At 54.5% G+C, this 15,045-nt stretch carries 16 protein-coding genes; 8 read left to right on the top strand and 8 right to left on the bottom strand.

Going from position 1 to position 15,045, the window contains the following annotated elements; genetic code table 11:
- Positions 1-37 precede the first annotated feature (37 nt).
- From Q3Y66_RS00850 to Q3Y66_RS00835, 4 genes are read right to left on the bottom strand one after another with little or no spacing between them, the layout of a single operon-like run.
- A complete protein-coding gene (locus Q3Y66_RS00850) occupies positions 38-721 on the bottom strand; it encodes a GntR family transcriptional regulator (RefSeq protein WP_008958396.1) in 684 nt (227 codons plus the stop codon).
- Positions 718-2,211, bottom strand: coding sequence for a tripartite tricarboxylate transporter permease (locus tag Q3Y66_RS00845; protein ID WP_008958395.1), 1,494 nt, complete (start codon positions 2,209-2,211; stop codon positions 718-720). Before Q3Y66_RS00845 ends, Q3Y66_RS00850 begins: the two co-directional genes overlap by 4 nt.
- Positions 2,205-2,693, bottom strand: a complete 489-nt coding sequence (locus Q3Y66_RS00840) for a tripartite tricarboxylate transporter TctB family protein (RefSeq protein ID WP_008958394.1) — start codon at positions 2,691-2,693, stop codon at positions 2,205-2,207. The genes Q3Y66_RS00845 and Q3Y66_RS00840 overlap by 7 nt, the downstream gene beginning before the upstream one ends.
- Positions 2,694-2,753: 60 nt before the next feature.
- Positions 2,754-3,731 carry a tripartite tricarboxylate transporter substrate binding protein gene (locus Q3Y66_RS00835; protein WP_008958393.1) on the bottom strand — a complete coding sequence of 326 codons (978 nt, stop codon included), beginning with the start codon at positions 3,729-3,731 and terminating at the stop codon, positions 2,754-2,756.
- 470 nt (positions 3,732-4,201) lie between these two features.
- On the opposite strand from Q3Y66_RS00835, the gene Q3Y66_RS00830 reads away from it, so the two are divergent.
- The 6 genes from Q3Y66_RS00830 to Q3Y66_RS00805 all read left to right on the top strand — a co-directional run bounded on the left by Q3Y66_RS00830 (position 4,202) and on the right by Q3Y66_RS00805 (position 10,017).
- On the top strand, positions 4,202-4,873 hold the full coding sequence (locus Q3Y66_RS00830; RefSeq protein ID WP_008958392.1) for a hypothetical protein: 672 nt from the start codon (positions 4,202-4,204) through the stop codon (positions 4,871-4,873).
- A gap of 332 nt (positions 4,874-5,205) precedes the next feature.
- Positions 5,206-5,940, top strand: a complete 735-nt coding sequence (locus Q3Y66_RS00825) for a metal ABC transporter ATP-binding protein (protein ID WP_008958391.1) — start codon at positions 5,206-5,208, stop codon at positions 5,938-5,940.
- Positions 5,924-6,814: a metal ABC transporter permease gene (locus tag Q3Y66_RS00820; RefSeq protein ID WP_008958390.1), complete on the top strand. Its 891-nt coding sequence runs from the start codon at positions 5,924-5,926 to the stop codon at positions 6,812-6,814. Before Q3Y66_RS00825 ends, Q3Y66_RS00820 begins: the two co-directional genes overlap by 17 nt.
- Positions 6,815-6,849: 35 nt before the next feature.
- The gene (locus Q3Y66_RS00815) at positions 6,850-7,875 is read left to right on the top strand and encodes a metal ABC transporter solute-binding protein, Zn/Mn family (protein WP_008958389.1); all 1,026 of its coding nucleotides are present in this window, start codon (positions 6,850-6,852) and stop codon (positions 7,873-7,875) included.
- Positions 7,876-8,008: 133 nt separating this feature from the next.
- Positions 8,009-9,184: a class C beta-lactamase gene (gene ampC, locus Q3Y66_RS00810; protein ID WP_008958388.1), complete on the top strand. Its 1,176-nt coding sequence runs from the start codon at positions 8,009-8,011 to the stop codon at positions 9,182-9,184.
- A gap of 167 nt (positions 9,185-9,351) precedes the next feature.
- Positions 9,352-10,017: a cupin domain-containing protein gene (locus Q3Y66_RS00805; RefSeq protein WP_008958387.1), complete on the top strand. Its 666-nt coding sequence runs from the start codon at positions 9,352-9,354 to the stop codon at positions 10,015-10,017.
- Between the two features lie 20 nt (positions 10,018-10,037).
- Here Q3Y66_RS00805 and Q3Y66_RS00800 read toward each other — a convergent pair whose 3' ends face one another.
- The gene (locus Q3Y66_RS00800; protein ID WP_008958386.1) at positions 10,038-10,406 is read right to left on the bottom strand and encodes a DUF6164 family protein; all 369 of its coding nucleotides are present in this window, start codon (positions 10,404-10,406) and stop codon (positions 10,038-10,040) included.
- A gap of 9 nt (positions 10,407-10,415) precedes the next feature.
- The gene (gene gloA / locus Q3Y66_RS00795; RefSeq protein ID WP_008958385.1) at positions 10,416-10,952 is read right to left on the bottom strand and encodes a lactoylglutathione lyase; all 537 of its coding nucleotides are present in this window, start codon (positions 10,950-10,952) and stop codon (positions 10,416-10,418) included.
- A 164-nt stretch (positions 10,953-11,116) separates the two neighbouring features.
- On the opposite strand from gloA, the gene thiM reads away from it, so the two are divergent.
- A complete protein-coding gene (gene thiM / locus Q3Y66_RS00790) occupies positions 11,117-11,926 on the top strand; it encodes a hydroxyethylthiazole kinase (protein WP_008958384.1) in 810 nt (269 codons plus the stop codon).
- The gene (gene thiE / locus Q3Y66_RS00785; RefSeq protein ID WP_008958383.1) at positions 11,916-12,539 is read left to right on the top strand and encodes a thiamine phosphate synthase; all 624 of its coding nucleotides are present in this window, start codon (positions 11,916-11,918) and stop codon (positions 12,537-12,539) included. Before thiM ends, thiE begins: the two co-directional genes overlap by 11 nt.
- A 39-nt stretch (positions 12,540-12,578) precedes the next feature.
- On the opposite strand, the gene Q3Y66_RS00780 is transcribed toward thiE, so the two are convergent.
- A complete protein-coding gene (locus Q3Y66_RS00780) occupies positions 12,579-13,454 on the bottom strand; it encodes a DMT family transporter (protein WP_008958382.1) in 876 nt (291 codons plus the stop codon).
- Between the two features lie 127 nt (positions 13,455-13,581).
- The gene (locus Q3Y66_RS00775; RefSeq protein WP_337998526.1) at positions 13,582-15,015 is read right to left on the bottom strand and encodes a D-alanyl-D-alanine carboxypeptidase; all 1,434 of its coding nucleotides are present in this window, start codon (positions 15,013-15,015) and stop codon (positions 13,582-13,584) included.
- Positions 15,016-15,045: the final 30 nt, after the last annotated feature.

The following is a 15,045-nucleotide window of genomic DNA, read 5'->3' as shown; positions in this document are numbered from 1 at the left end:
CTTAGAAAGGATATAAGTAGCGAAAAATTAAACAGTGTTATTGATGCAGTAACCCGTCACGTTCTATCGCAAGGGTTTGCTGTCTCGTTAGATGGTGTAGTTTTGAAAGTGCAGCCAGCGCCCCCTCGCTATCGTTAACCGCAATAGATTGCATAATTTCAATATGCGGTTGCACCGTTGTGGCTGGTTCATAATTAGCAACTTGTGCCAAAAAGAAGCCAATGCGCCGAGAGACAGCATGTAAGGGCATGACGGCTCTTGCAGCAACGTCATGATTAGCAGCTTCACAGACTCGTTCATTGAAACGCTTGTCAATCTGTGAAAACAAAATATTGTCCCGTATTGCTAAAGAGTGCTCTGCTTGGCTGGCCATATTCAAAAACTCGGCCCGTTGGCTCTCGCTAGCAAGACGAGCCGCGCGCTCAATCAGTAGCCCCTCGACATGATGCCGCACATCTAGGGCCTCTAGTGCAGTAGTCGTGTCGATAGGCTTGATAAGAATGCCCTGCCGCGGCAGTACAGCCAGTAGATAATCATGCTTTAAGCGAAGCAGAGCCTCACGTACCGGCGTCCTCCCCATTTCCAACCGTACACATAAAGCTTGCTCGGTGAGGCTTTCCCCCGGCGCAAGCTCTAGAGTGACAATCATTTCCTCGATAGCGTTGTAAGCTACCTCTGCGTGTGAAGCGAGCAAAGACGGCTTCTGCATAACCTTACTCATGCTTCATGTCTCCTCGCCTTTATATGATGTATCAATTGTATCAGCGGCGGAACGACCCATATCGCCAGCGTCACTACAGCCAACCCGATCGCGAGAGGGCGACTCAAAAAAATCATTAAGTCGCCATTAGATTTAACCAGCGTGTTCAAAAAATTCTCTTCGATGATGGGAGCCAACACCACTCCTAAAATTGCAGGTGCCAACGGAAAGCCATTTTCTTCCATGTAGAAGCCAAGTAGCCCAGCAATAAGCATGGTAACTACCGCATATACGGTGTTTTCCACCGCAAAAGAGCCAATAATGCAGGCCGCCACAATCAGGGGCATCAATACACTACGTGGTACTGCCAGAATATGACGGAACAAACGGATGGCCATAATTCCAAAGGGCACGATTAATAAATTGGCGAGTAAAAACGCAAGAAAGACTGCCGTGATTAGTGTTCCCTGGGTTAGGAAGACAGTTGGGCCGGGATTAAGGCCTTTCATATAAAGCACGCCAATGATGACTGCAGTTAGACTGTCCCCAGGAATACCGAAAACGGTAGCTGGCACCATAGCGCCACCGACAGAAGCATTATTGGCAGCACTGGCAGAAGCCACCCCATCAACGATACCGGTACCGAAACGTTCGGGGTGGCGTGATTGTTTTTTGGTTGCCGCATAGGCGATATAAGAAGCAATATCGGCACCTGCGCCGGGTATTGCACCAACCAGTGTGCCAATACCGCAGCCCTGCAAAATCTGAAACCAGAGCCGCCGAATTTCCCCGAACACACCCCGAAAAAGCCCATCAAGCTTACCGATCGGCGGCCTATCGCTATCGCTTGGTGCTAGCGCAAAACGAAAAACTTCTGACATTGCGAACAGGCCAATCAAAACCGGGATAAAGCCTAATCCCCCCGAAAGGTAGCTGGTATCGAAAGTAAAGCGCGACTGCCCCGATACAGGATCAAGCCCAACAAAAGCGATAAGTAAGCCGATACATAGAGATATTATTCCCTTGGCTGCAGAGCCTTGGGATACACCAATAGCAGCGGTTAATCCGAGGCACGCAAGCCAAAAGTACTCAATCGAACTGAACTGCAGAGCTAGATCGCCCAATGAGGGCGCCGCAAGGATTAGCGCGATGCTACCGAAGATACCGCCGATAGAAGAACAAATAAGTCCAGTGCCTAAAGCTAGCCCGGCGTGACCATTACGAGTCATTTTATATGACTCATCAACGTAGGCTGCGGATGCGGGCGTGCCAGGAATACGTAACAAAGCGCCGGGGATGTCGCCTGAGAAAATAGCCATAGCGCACAGCGTCATTACACCAGCCAATGCTGGTACAGGATCCAGAAAATAACTAACGGGAACCATCAATGCCACCGCCATTGCCGCTGAGAACCCAGGAATGGCACCAACCATAAGGCCATAGATTGCACAAGCCACCATAACGCCGAGAGTCGTCGGCGTCATCAGCATCATGAAAGCATCGATCACCATGTAAGAACTCCTGCGAACGGTGTCAGTAGACCCCAGGGCAGTTGCACGGACATCAGTTGGTAGAAAAAACTATGCATCAGAATGCTACCGATAAAGGCAATTACGATGTCACGCACGATATGCCGATCAAAAAAAGCCAGCATTACAAAGAGCGAGATAGGCATGGCAATTAAGAAACCGAGAGAATTAAGCGTCGCGATGAAAAACGCGATAGTGCCAACCACAACACCAATCGATCCCAAAGCCTGTGACCAAGACTGGGCGCTGGGCAGCGCGGCCCACGCGATAGTAGAGCCACGCTGCAGCAAGGATTTGAGTGCTATAACGCTACCGGCGATAATCATCACGCAACCGATCAACGTCGGGAAAAACCCCGGCCCATAGTCGATAAACGTAAGCGTCGGCAATTGCTGGGCGAGGAAAACGACCACGCCTCCGAGAAGAATGAATACAAGCCCGTTGAGGCGATCATCGAAGCACAAGACAAAAACTCCGTTAGCAGAAAAGTCACTCTGAACGGGGAGCTTGCGCTCCCCATATATTTAGGAGTCGCCGTTGGCAAATCCTAAGGTTTGGATGATGGCGCGAACAGAGTCCTGTTGGTCCAACATAAACTCGTTAAAAGCTTCTGAGTCTCGCCACTGAATACCAAAACCGCGATCCTGCATTTGCTGGCGCCAGTCCTCGTCGTGAGTTATCTCATTCATAGCGCTTTCAAGCTCCGCGACAATCCCACCCGGAAGACCCGCTGGTGCGATTAACCCACGCCAAGCCCCAAGTTCAAGCTTCATATCAGTGGATTCCTGCAGCGCCGGAACGTCAGGGAAGGCTTCTAGCCGCTCATTACCCATTACAGCAAGCGCTTTGATTCGCCCGGAATCTATAAGCGGCCCAGCTTCCGGTAAGGAGGAAGGAACAACGTCAACGCCGCCTGCAGCAAGATCCTGCAATGCGGCCGCAGCACCTTGACCAGAAATAAACCGAACCTGCGACACATCAACTCCGTATTCATCCATCATTGTGGCCACAGCCATAGGCCAGGAACCACCACAGCCACCACCGCAAGCAATGACATAGTCACTAGGTGCAGCTTTGATAGCATCCAGAGCTTGATTGATATCTTCCCATTCGCTGTCACTACGCACCTGGAACCCTGCCGGATCGAAGTTGTACTGAGCGATCGGTGTAAAATCTTCAACATTAACTTCGGCTTGCCCCATCGGAGAATAATGAGCGAAGTTGAATATAACGCCCAATGTATAGCCATCAGGATCGGCATTTTTGATAGACGAAATGCCCACTACACCGCCACCCTGGCCTTGATTAACCACGTTGAATGGCTGGCCAAAATGATCCTGAAGCCGTTCAGCAAGCATGCGTCCTGTTTGGTCGGTTCCCCCACCAGCACCAGATGGCACAACTATAGTGACGGGCCTTTCCGGCCATTGCGCCATAGCGCTAAGCGGCGCCATACCAATAATTGCAGTAACTAAAGCTGCTTTAGCAATAAGATGTCGCATTGATTATCTCCTCTGATATATCACAGTGTATAAGAGTCTCTTTTATGGATACTGTCAAAAAAAATAACCTAAACTTTAGTTTTACAGACTTTAGAATAAACCATATAAATTTATGATTTATATGACTTTTACTTAAATTTATCAATGCTTTTTTTGCTCAATTTTATTAGGACATATGAAATCTGACACTACATCGATTCAGTAGGAAACTGACCGAGCAAAAATTTCTAAGCAGACATTTTGTCTGATCAGAGACTGATACACTCGATTGTTTATAAACTGTCTAGCTGGCTGCTAACATGGACAAAAATCATCCATAGTGCGCTTCTAGCTACTGCTTTATCTAATTATTATTCGTCTTGTAACACCATTAAATTTCATCATACTTCGCTTCGCGTTATTCCACGCTAGCCAGTCGTGAACGCCGTGCTACGCTTAGCGCTATTGATCCCGTTAATAGGCTCTTCCTTATGCATGTCTCCGCACTGGTTACGACGCTGGAGATTGCCCTACCTGTCTCTTTACAGGCCCACGCACAAGTCCAGGCTCAAACCGAGGGGCAGTGGAGTGAGTACGATGATGTGTTTGAGGTCGGCACACGCCACGCCAATATTTGGCAGTGGGGTTGGACGGGCATTTACGCCCCCAGTCTGGCGGTGAACGCTTACCAATCCAGCGAGGCGAGCGATCCGGATGACCGCTTTGATGCCCGGGTGGGTGCGGTGAAATCAGCACTGGCGTTGGGCGGCATGCTGACCGACCGCCAGCCGCACCCGGCGGCGTTGGCCGAATATGAGCGGTTGAAAGCCAGCGGCGAGCTAAGCGGTGTGCAGGCGTTGGGCTTACAGCTTGCCCAGGCGGAACGCGAGCGGCGCGGCTGGGGCGCTCGTGTGGGCTCATTGGTGGTCAATGGTGTGGCAGGGGCGGTGATTGCTGCCGATGGTCGTGAAAGCGATGGCGCCATCAACTTCGCAACGGGCATGCTGGTCAACGAGCTGCAAATTTGGACACAGCCGAATCAGGCGACCTCTGCGATTAATCGCTTTCAGCCCGCTACTCTATCGCTGGGTCCGATGACTATTCCTGGTGAATATGCACTTAATGTGGGGCCGCAACAGCTTGGTGCTACCTGGCGCTACTAGGTTTTTTGACGCCACTGCCTGCGCCAATCTCCCCCACTTATGTATGACTCTAAAAAGCGCTGTCGGCGGTTTTCGGCTAGCGCTTTTTCGTTGTCAGCGCGGCATTAACGCGTAAAATATTCAGCAATTTTTTGGCTTTGCCAAATGTTATGTTATAACCTATTTGAAATTACACGAGGCCGCTTGATGAGTGAGCATACGCACCGCCATAACAAGGAAGGTCCTTGTCACTTCTCCTTGATGTCGTTATCGGCTGTTAAACGGCTGTTGTTTGTCACCGTGCCATTGTTGGTGCTTTGGTGTTTGGTGGTTTGGGCTGGTGGGTGGCTAGGATGAGTCAGCGCTCTTTATCACGCTGTCAGTTGCATAATCTGCATTTGGCCCAGGCGCGCCGCACGGTGCTTGAACACCTTGAGGGCGACTTTCAACCGGGCGCGATTACGGCGCTGATCGGCGCTAACGGGGCCGGTAAAAGCACGCTGATTCAGGCAATTATGGGTGAACTTCGACCGATTAACGGTGAAGTGGTCTGTACGGTGCCAAAAGAGCGCCGGGCGTGGCTGCCCCAGCAGTTGGCGTTAGACCTGACCTTCCCAATGAGCGTGGAAGAGCTGGTGATGACCGGCAGTTGGCCCAGCCACGGCGCGCTAACCGGCTACTGTGCAGCGCACTATCGCAAGGGTCGCGAGATCATGGCGCGGCTGGGGATCTCGCACCTGGCCCACCGCCCCTTGGGTGAGCTTTCCGGTGGCCAGCGCCAGCGCGCACTGATCGGTCGCACACTGATGCAGGAAGCCGAACTGCTGCTGCTTGATGAGCCGTTTGCCAACGTGGATAGCGAGACCGTGGATATTTTGATCCGCATCCTGCGCCAGATGGCGGACGACGGCGCGACGATTATTGTGGTGCTCCACGATATGGATCACCTGCAACGCTTGGCCGATGAAGTGTTGATGCTGAACGGCGGCCATGGCCGTTGGGTCGCGCCGAGTGCGCTTACTGATCACCATACACCCGCGCAAGTGGTGCCGTTTACTCTGGGAGGTCGTCATGCTGGATCTGCTTAATGCGTGGCTGATCAGCCCCTTCGATTACGGCTTTATGCGCCGTGCGGTGGTAGGTGGTTTGGCGCTTTCGCTCGCCGCCCCGCCGCTGGGAGTGTTTTTGGTGCTGCGCGGCATGAGCCTGATTGGCGACGCCATGGCCCACGCCATTCTGCCGGGTGTTGCACTGGGGTTTCTGCTGGCGGGATTCTCACTACCGATTATGAGTATTGGTGGAGTGCTGTTTGGCTTAATGGTCGCGCTGCTGGCGGGGGCAGTCTCAAAAATGGGCGGCCAGCGCGAAGATGCCGCCATGGCGAGCTTTTTTATCATTTCGCTGGCCGCCGGTGTCATGCTGATTTCGATTGGCGGCAGCAGTGTTGATCTTACTCATGTGCTGTTTGGCTCGATTCTGGCAATCAACTCCACCGCGCTACTGCTGATTGCGGGTATCAGCACGCTGATTGTGGTGACGCTGGCCATCGTGTTTCGCGCATTAGTGGTGGAGTGTTTAGACCCGCTGTTTTTACGCGGCCAAAGCCGCCGTAGCGGCTGGGTGCACAGTGTGTTTTTGGGGCTACTGGTGCTGAACTTAACCGCTGGCTTTCAAACCCTGGGCACGCTGATGGCGGTGGGCTTGATGATGCTGCCCGCTACCTCCGCGCGTTTTTGGAGTAAGCGGCTTGAGGGATTGATTGGCATTGCGATTGTACTGGCCATGGTGTCGAGTACTGGCGGCCTGCTGCTCTCTTTCCATCTGGATATTCCTTCTGGCCCGAGCATTATTCTGCTGGCCGGGGCGGGGTATCTGTTTTCGGCCCTGTTTGGTCGCTATCACAGTTTGGCAGCCAAGCTGCGGCGTAAAACAACGCCATTGGCCTTGGAGCAAGGGGCTTAATCGCCCCTATTTATACTTATCGTAAGGAGTGTTGCATGTCGCTTGCCTATTTATCCTATCGGCCGTCGCGCTGGTTAGTGGGTGTTTCCGCCCTGCTGGCGCTGCCTGCCGCTATCGCTGATGAACGCGTTCAGGTGGTCACCAGTTTCTCGATTCTGGCGGATATGGTGGAAAACGTAGGTGGCGAGCATGTCGAGGTGACCTCGCTGGTAGCTGCCGATGGCGACGCCCACGTTTACTCCCCCAGCCCCGGCGACGCCCGCTCTCTTGCGAACGCGGATTTGGTGGTGTTCAACGGCCTGCTGTTTGAGGGCTGGATGGAGCGTTTGATTAGCGCCAGCGACTATTCAGGTGCTTTGGTTACCGCAACCGATGGTATTGAACTGCTCTCATTTGCTGCCCATGACGAGCACGGCCATGATGATCACGAAGATCACGCCGATCACGACCATGGTAATGAAGACCCGCACGCTTGGCAGGATATGCAACAAGCCGAAGTGTATATCGCCAATATCCGCGATGGCTTAATCACCGCCGATGCCGATAACGCCGATGCCTACCGCGCCAATGCAGAGCAGTATTTACAGGAAATGGCGACGGCGGACGCTGAGATTCGTGCGCTGATTGATGAGATTCCGGCTTCCACCAGCGTGATTACCGGGCATGACTCTTTTGGCTACTTTTCCAGCGCTTACGGGGTGAACTTTCTCTCTCCGGTGGGACTTTCGACCGAAGCCGACCCCAGTGGCGCCAGCATGGCCGCGCTAGTAGATGTGATTGCGCAGGAGAACGTGCAGGCGCTGTTCCATGAGAACATGACCAATCAGTCGATCATCACCCAGCTCGCCGAAGAGACCGGCCTGCCGATCGCCGGTACGCTCTATGCCGATGCATTGACCGCAGAAGGCGAAGCCAGCACTTACCTGGGCATGATGCGCCACAATGCCCGCGTACTGCATGAGGCGTTGGCAGAGCCCGGACACGACGATCATCAGCGCGACCACGATGACCATGACCATGACCATGACCATGACCATGACCACAGTGAGCATAATCACTAAGCAGATGGGTTATAAACGCTGCTCACGTCGTGTTAGATGTGAGCAGCCATATCACCAATCATCTCTGTCACGCTCTTTGCGGCTGGCCATATTCCCAACTTTCTTGCCGCACCCATTACCACAGGATCTTGGTATGCGTAAGTTATTAGCGATAACAACCTCCTTTCTCATGACGAGTTCACTCCTGTTCGGCAGCGCTGCCTGGGCGCTTGAAAGAGCGGATAGCGACGCAGTTGAAGCGCTGGTGAACGAGACTATCGCCCCACTGATGGATGAGCACCGCATCCCGGGGATGGCGGTCGCGCTGAGCATCAACGGCCAGCAGCACTACTTTCATTATGGCCTCGCCAATCAAGAAACTGAGGTTTCCGTCACCGAAGAGACGCTGTTCGAGCTGGGCTCCATCAGTAAGATCTTCACTGCGGCGTTAACAGGCTACGCCCAGGCTAGCGGTGCCCTCTCGCTTTCAGACCCGGCTAGCCAACACCTAACGGCTCTTGAAGGGAGCGCCTTTGATGAGATCACGCTGCTGGAACTGGGCACCTACACGGCTGGCGAGCTTCCCCTGCAGTTCCCCGAGTCGGTTCAAAGCGAAGAGCAGATGATCGACTTCTATCGCCAGTGGCAACCTGAATCCACGCCTGGCAGTCATCGGCTCTACTCTAATCCAAGCATAGGCTTGTTGGGTTACTTAACCGCTCAAAGCCTTGGCAAATCGTATGAGACGCTGATGGAAGAGGCACTGTTCGCTCCGCTAGGGTTTGAGCACAGTTACTTTCAGGTGCCAGAAGCACAGCAGGCACACTACGCCTACGGTTACTCAAAAGAGGATGAGCCGATTAGGGTGAACCCCGGCATGCTGGATGCCCAAGCCTACGGTTTGAAATCAACAGCCGCTGACGTACTGACGTTTGTGGAAGCCAATATGAGTGGTGCTGAGCTTAATGAGCCACTAAGACAAGCCTTGGCCACTACGCGCACGGGGTACTTTGAGGTCGGCAATATGACCCAAGGACTGGGGTGGGAAAGCTACGCCTACCCGGTGACCCTTGACCAGCTGTTGGCGGGCAACTCGCTTGAAATGATCTTGGAGCCCAATCCCGCCAACCGCTTAGCCCCGCCGCTAGCCCCTAGGCAGAAGGCGCTCTACAACAAGACCGGCTCAACCAACGGTTTTGGCAGCTATGTCGCTTTTGTGCCTGGCGAGCAGATCGGTATTGTCATGCTGGCAAACCGCAACTACCCCAATCAAGCCCGCATAGAGACTGCCCACCAGATAATCTCTGCACTTACCGAACCCCCTGGGTGAGACTGTTTGTCAATTTTCTTAAGCAGCATTAAGCATTGCCGCCTTCGGGCGGCATTTTTATATCTAAATGGCGTGTAAAACACACCGAAAGTTGCATTTTTTGCTGTCGATAAGGAGACTAGCACCCCTCCCCGTTACTTTACCTTCACTGCGAAGAGCCCTTTCCCATGCGTCTAAACGCCGATTTTAGCCACTTTGCCTGTGTTACCCCGGAAGAGTATCAGTGGGTCGATTCCCCGAGTGCTGGGGTCGAGCGCATGATGTTTGACCGAATTGGTGATGAAGTCGCCCGTGCCACCAGTCTTGTCCGCTACGCGCCTAATACGCAGTTTGAGCGGCATACCCACGGCGGCGGCGAAGAGATCCTGGTGTTGGAAGGTGTGTTCGCCGATGAGCATGGGCGCTACGCGGCGGGCAGCTACTTACGAAACCCCATCGGTACCGGCCACACGCCACAGATTGGCGAGGAAGGCGCACTGATTTTTGTCAAACTTCACCAGTTTGACCCCAACGACACGCTCCAGCTGGCGGTGCCTGCGCATCGGCTTCCCTGGCAGCCGGATCGTCGCCCGCGCATTGCCTACAAGATGCTGCACACCTACAAGCAGGAGCGCACCAGCCTGGAACGGTGGTCGGCGGGCACCTCCATTACCTACCCCACACTGCTGGGCGGCCTGGAGTTTTTGATTCTTGAAGGCGGCCTAAGCGATAGCGAGCAGAGCTACACAGCGGGCACCTGGTGCCGCTACCCCAGCGGCGCGGCACCGGCATTAACTGCTGGTGATGATGGCGTGATGATGTACCTTAAACGCGGCCATCTGCCGCCCGCATAGTTTTGTGAATAGTTTATTGCTTAGCTTCGTGATAAACCCAGAAACGGCAGCAGCGTGAGGGCCGCAATCAGCCCCACGGCTAACAGCACCAGCACTACCTGCAGCGGGTGAGCCGCTAAGCGGCGCCACAGTGTCTCCGCGTCGCCCCGCTCAACCGCCGCTTGGTGTTCGCGCTGGGCGCGCTCAAGACGCTCCGCCTGGTAGGCATTTAACGCCGCGATGGCCGCCTCGTGTTGGTGTGGATTACGCAGCCAAATAGCATCGACCCCCAGGCGGAAAAAGCCCGCCTGGGTTTCATAGGTGTCAAAGCCATGGGCGGCCAGCAGGTCGCGCACTTCCATAGCTTCTTCGTCGGTAACGTGACGCAGCCGGAACAGGAGTTCAGCCATTGGCGTGCCTCATGCGTCGCTCTTTCCTACCATCAGGTCTGCCTGAATCACTTCGATCCAGTAGCCGTCCGGGTCTTTAACGAAGATAACATCTTTCATCTTGCCCTGATCGGCACGCTTGACGAAGGTAACGTCGCGCTCGTCAAACCACGCCTGGGCCGCTGCTAAATCCGGTACGTTAAAGCAGATATGCCCAAAGCCTTGTGGCTCAGCGTTGCCATCGTGGTAAGCAAAGTCGTCCTTATTTTCGGTGCCCCAGTTGTGGGTCAACTCTAATAGCCCTTTCTGGCTAAAGGTCCAGGCGGTACGCGCCTCAGGCTCTTCAGGCACGCTATCGCTCGGTTCCAGGTTGGCTAAAAAGTAGAGCGAGAACTGCATCTCTTCGAAATCCAACCGCCGCATCACTTGCATGCCAAACACGGTTGAGTAGAACGCCAGTGCGCGCTCAGGGTCTTTCACCCGCAGCATGGTGTGGTTTAAACGAAACCCTTGGGTTTGCGATGGTGTGGCGACGACACCCGGGTGCTGCTCACCTTGAAAACTCATCTAACTCTCCTTTGCAAAATTGGTCTTATCCATAAGGCTATAATCTTTAACCACCTTGTGTCAGCACATGGACTGGATAATCGTTAACATGGTGGCATAAACCGCTATCAATAATCCCTTTGTTAATGCGTTGTCGCTTAACGCAACCACGACAGGAAGACGCTATGCCCTTACCCCCGCTTGGCGATTATCTTGAAACGATGCGCGCAGTGACGCCGTTGGTGCACTGCATGACTAATTACGTTGCCATGAACAGCACCGCGAATGTGCTGTTAGCCACCGGCGCGTCGCCAGCGATGCTGCATGCCCCTGAAGAAGTGGCTGAGTTCACCGCCATTTCCGCGGGGCTGTCGATCAATATAGGCACTATTTCCTCCCACTGGGCTGATGCCATGCTGACCGCCACGGTAACCGCGAGCCAGCATGCCATTCCTTGGGTGCTAGACCCCGTTGCGGTGGGGGCCACGCTTTATCGACAAACCCTCTGCGCGAAGCTGCTGACCGCTCAACCAAGCGTGATTCGTGGCAATGCGTCGGAAATCCTTGCCCTTAATGGCCTAACCAGCCAAGGCCGCGGTGTCGACGCGACTGCCGCCACTGAGCAAGCGGAGGAGGCCGCGATAGCATTGGCACAACAGCATGGCTGCATTGTGGCAATGACTGGGAAGACCGACTGGGTGACAGACGGCACACAGCATTATCGCATTAGCGGTGGTCATCCATTGATGCCTCGCGTCACCACCTTAGGCTGTGGGCTGAGCGCGCTAGTTACAGCGTTTATCGCCACCCACCGTGAAACCCCATTGGCAGCGACCGCCGCCGCGCTGGGCTGCTTTGCCATCGCTGGCGAGCGTGCGGGTAACGCTGCGCAGGGGCCAGGCAGTTTCCAAGTAGCACTGCTGGATGCGCTTTACCAACTTACCCCCAACGACCTTACGACGCATACGCAGTGGGAGGCGATCCATGGCGCTTGATCTATCGCTTTATTTGGTGACTGACGCTGCGCTGTGTAGCGATTATGGCTTGGAGCAGACGGTTGAGGCAGCGGTAAACGGTGGCGTCACTGTTGTGCAACTGCGCGATAAACATGCCAGCGATGCACAAATGACGGCCCAGGCCAAACGACTAAAAGAGCTACTAACCGGAACCGGTGTACCACTGATCATTAATGACCGGTTACAGGTGGCCCTGGAGAGCCAAGCAGACGGCCTGCATGTGGGCCAGAGCGACGCGGCGGTGCAGGAAGCCCGCAGAGCACTGGGGGATCAAGCCATTATTGGCCTATCAATCAATACGCTCGCCCAACTACAAGCCGCTCCCATCGAGCTACTCGACTATGTAGGACTGGGCCCCGTGTTTGCGACAGTTAGTAAGCAGGATCACGCCCAGCCTATCGGCTTGGACGGTTTGGCAACGCTGGTCAAGGCATGCCCTCTGCCCTGTGTGGCCATCGGCGGCCTAAAAGCATCACATACCGGCAGTGTGCAGCAGGCGGGAGCGAACGGCTTAGCGGTGATTTCGGCCATTTGCGGCCAACCCGATCCTTGCCAGGCGGCACGTGCGTTTCAAGTAATCCCCGTCACTTAAGGGAGCACTACGCATTCGCCAAGATGTTTATCAGTTCGCTTAAGCGGTGGGACGGCGTTTCAGGGTCGTTCTACGGTCGTGATACGCCACCGCTAAGCCACTGCCCATGATCAAGGCGCTGCCTACCCACACCCAGAGATCCGGCATTTCGCCCCAGAACCACCATCCCAGTAGCACTGCCCAGAGCATCGCGGTGTAATCAAACGGGGCGGCAATGGCGGCTGGCGCATACCGAAACGCCAGAGTAATAAAGGCGGTCGCCGCAACACCGAAGATTCCAGAAGTGAAAAAACCGACCCAGTGCCAGGGCTGGGGGGTTTGCCATACCCATGGCAACGTTAAACCGGTCACCACGAGTGGCACAAAAGTCATATAAAACAGCATTGCCCATAAGTGTTCACGGGCGCCGTAGCGACGTGCGGTAATCATCATCAACGCATAAAAGAGCGCCGCGGCGACCAGCACCAGCGCGCCTAGCTGGAAGGCATCACCATTAGGGCGAACCACAATCAGCACACCCACAAACCCGACTAACGAGGCGATCAGTACCGGTGGGTCGATACGCTCTCCTAGCAAGGGCACCGACAGGAGAGTGACAAATAGCGGTGCCACAAAGGCGATTGCCGTCGCTTCCGCCAGGGGCAACAGCGTTAACCCCCAGACGAAACAGACCATGGTGGCGGTATAGATCAATCCACGCAGAAAATGAACGCCTGGGCGTTTCGTCCGTAGTTTGCGTAAACCGCCTGCAAAATGGGCAAGCAGCGCAATCATTGGTAGCGAGACTAAAGCACGGAAAAAAATTATCTGCAGCGGCGAATGTGTCTCGCCTAACCACTTGGAAACGGCGTCTCCCAGGGCGAGAAAAAGAACCCCCATACACATGCAGAGTATGCCCTTCAGTGAGGTTGTCACCGCTATCTCCTTAGTTGTGGTTAGCCGGTAATCGTCAATGGCTTAAAAGCAAAAACCCCGCCTAATAACGAGTGGCGGGGTGATTCGTACCTGGGCCAGCGCTTGAACCAACGCCAGCTTAACCAGCTTACAAGCTGGCGTTAACAACCATACAGTCCATCCCCTGGGAGTGCAGTTCGCGACACGCCTGGCGGGCGCGCTGTTCATCCAACGCCATTAAGCGGGCGCGGTAAACCGGGTTCTGACCCTCTACGGTGTCGATAGCCACACGACCACCTAAACTTTGTGCAATGCGCTGTGCCGCCTGCTGCGCCAATTGACGTGCCTGGGCCTCCTGGCTAAAGGCGCCTACCTGAACTCCCCAACCGCCGCCTATTTCATTAACGGAAGCAAGCTGACGTTCGCGCTCAATAAAGGCCTGCAATGGGTCGGCCTGCGGCATCTCGCTTTCAGGCGTGGGGCGTTGAACGCTGGTTATATCGGCCAACTGTTCTTCAAGATCCACGACGGGCGCTGAAGCGGCAGTGTTCGCGGAGGGCGAAAGCGTGGTCGTTTCCACGACGGCCAACAGCGGCTGACGCGGCTCTGGTGTTGGTGGAGAAACCGGCTGGGCGGGAGGGGCAAAAGCCATAAACTCTTGTGAAAAGGTGGTGTCGGCCACCCAGCTACGTTGATCTCGTAGCGAAGCTCGCAAGAAGCTGCGGTCTAGCAAATTGGCCATATGGGTATCACGCGACTGAGATGAAAAACCGCCCATCACCACTGCTACTAATCGCCGATTACCGCGCACTGCGGTGGTCGCCACATTAAAACCAGACGCTCTAATAAATCCGGTTTTCAGCCCATCAGCGCCAGGATAATCACGCACCAGACGGTTGTGGCTGGTATGCCGTGTACCGCGATAGGTAAATTCCTGAAGACCGAAATAGTGGTAGTACTGCGGAAAATCCTGCATTACGCGTACTGAGAGCGTCAACATATCCCGTGCGGTGGTCACTTGGCCGTCATCAGGCAAGCCAGAGGCATTGCGGAAGGTGGTCGCGTGCATGCCAAGCTCGCGCGCCTTGGTGGTCATCATCTGTGCAAAACGCGCTTCGCTACCGCCCAGTGCTTCGGCAACCACCGCGGCAACATCATTGGCCGAGCGAACCGCTAGCGCACGTATGGCCGTATCGACGGGAATAGAACTACCTGCAGCAAGCCAGAGCTTTACGGCTGGCTTTGCTGCTGCAAAACGGGAAACCGGCAAGGGCTGGTCTAAACGCAGCGTGCCCGCTTCCAGCGCTTCAAAGGTCAAATACAGGGTCATCATTTTGGTCAGCGAGGCAGGATAACGCTGATCGTCAATATTTTCAGCGTAGAGGACTTCGCCATTATCCAAATCCACCACAATGCCTGCATAGCGTGGATTGTCGGCGTGAGCACTGGAGACCATTGCCAGCATAAGCAGCAAAACCATACTCAGTGACCATACCGTTGATGCGCCGCCAACGGCGATCTGTTTTATCCTCGCATACATACCTGCCCCTTGCTTGTTATCAACGTACTGTGACTGATCCACGGCCTAACTACCATGCCATACTCAAGGTGC

Origin of the sequence: Halomonas sp. HAL1 (assembly GCF_030544485.1) — a bacterium.
Taxonomy (GTDB): Bacteria; Pseudomonadota; Gammaproteobacteria; order Pseudomonadales; family Halomonadaceae; genus Vreelandella; species Vreelandella arctica.
The sequence above is the reverse complement of the archived record's forward strand: the minus strand, read 5'-3'. Positions and strand labels throughout refer to the sequence as shown.

What these genes read in the sequence shown, in the direction of transcription:
- ampC (WP_008958388.1), top strand. Translation starts at nt 8,009, where the DNA reads ATGCGTAAGTTATTAGCGATAACAACCTCCTTTCTCATGACGAGTTCA.
- Q3Y66_RS00800 (WP_008958386.1), bottom strand. Translation starts at nt 10,406, where the DNA reads ATGGCTGAACTCCTGTTCCGGCTGCGTCACGTTACCGACGAAGAAGCT.
- gloA (WP_008958385.1), bottom strand. Translation starts at nt 10,952, where the DNA reads ATGAGTTTTCAAGGTGAGCAGCACCCGGGTGTCGTCGCCACACCATCG.
- thiE (WP_008958383.1), top strand. Translation starts at nt 11,916, where the DNA reads ATGGCGCTTGATCTATCGCTTTATTTGGTGACTGACGCTGCGCTGTGT.
- Q3Y66_RS00835 (WP_008958393.1), bottom strand. Translation starts at nt 3,731, where the DNA reads ATGCGACATCTTATTGCTAAAGCAGCTTTAGTTACTGCAATTATTGGT.
- Q3Y66_RS00805 (WP_008958387.1), top strand. Translation starts at nt 9,352, where the DNA reads ATGCGTCTAAACGCCGATTTTAGCCACTTTGCCTGTGTTACCCCGGAA.
- Q3Y66_RS00850 (WP_008958396.1), bottom strand. Translation starts at nt 721, where the DNA reads ATGAGTAAGGTTATGCAGAAGCCGTCTTTGCTCGCTTCACACGCAGAG.
- Q3Y66_RS00830 (WP_008958392.1), top strand. Translation starts at nt 4,202, where the DNA reads ATGCATGTCTCCGCACTGGTTACGACGCTGGAGATTGCCCTACCTGTC.
- thiM (WP_008958384.1), top strand. Translation starts at nt 11,117, where the DNA reads ATGCCCTTACCCCCGCTTGGCGATTATCTTGAAACGATGCGCGCAGTG.
- Q3Y66_RS00825 (WP_008958391.1), top strand. Translation starts at nt 5,206, where the DNA reads ATGAGTCAGCGCTCTTTATCACGCTGTCAGTTGCATAATCTGCATTTG.
- Q3Y66_RS00845 (WP_008958395.1), bottom strand. Translation starts at nt 2,211, where the DNA reads ATGGTGATCGATGCTTTCATGATGCTGATGACGCCGACGACTCTCGGC.
- Q3Y66_RS00820 (WP_008958390.1), top strand. Translation starts at nt 5,924, where the DNA reads ATGCTGGATCTGCTTAATGCGTGGCTGATCAGCCCCTTCGATTACGGC.
- Q3Y66_RS00815 (WP_008958389.1), top strand. Translation starts at nt 6,850, where the DNA reads ATGTCGCTTGCCTATTTATCCTATCGGCCGTCGCGCTGGTTAGTGGGT.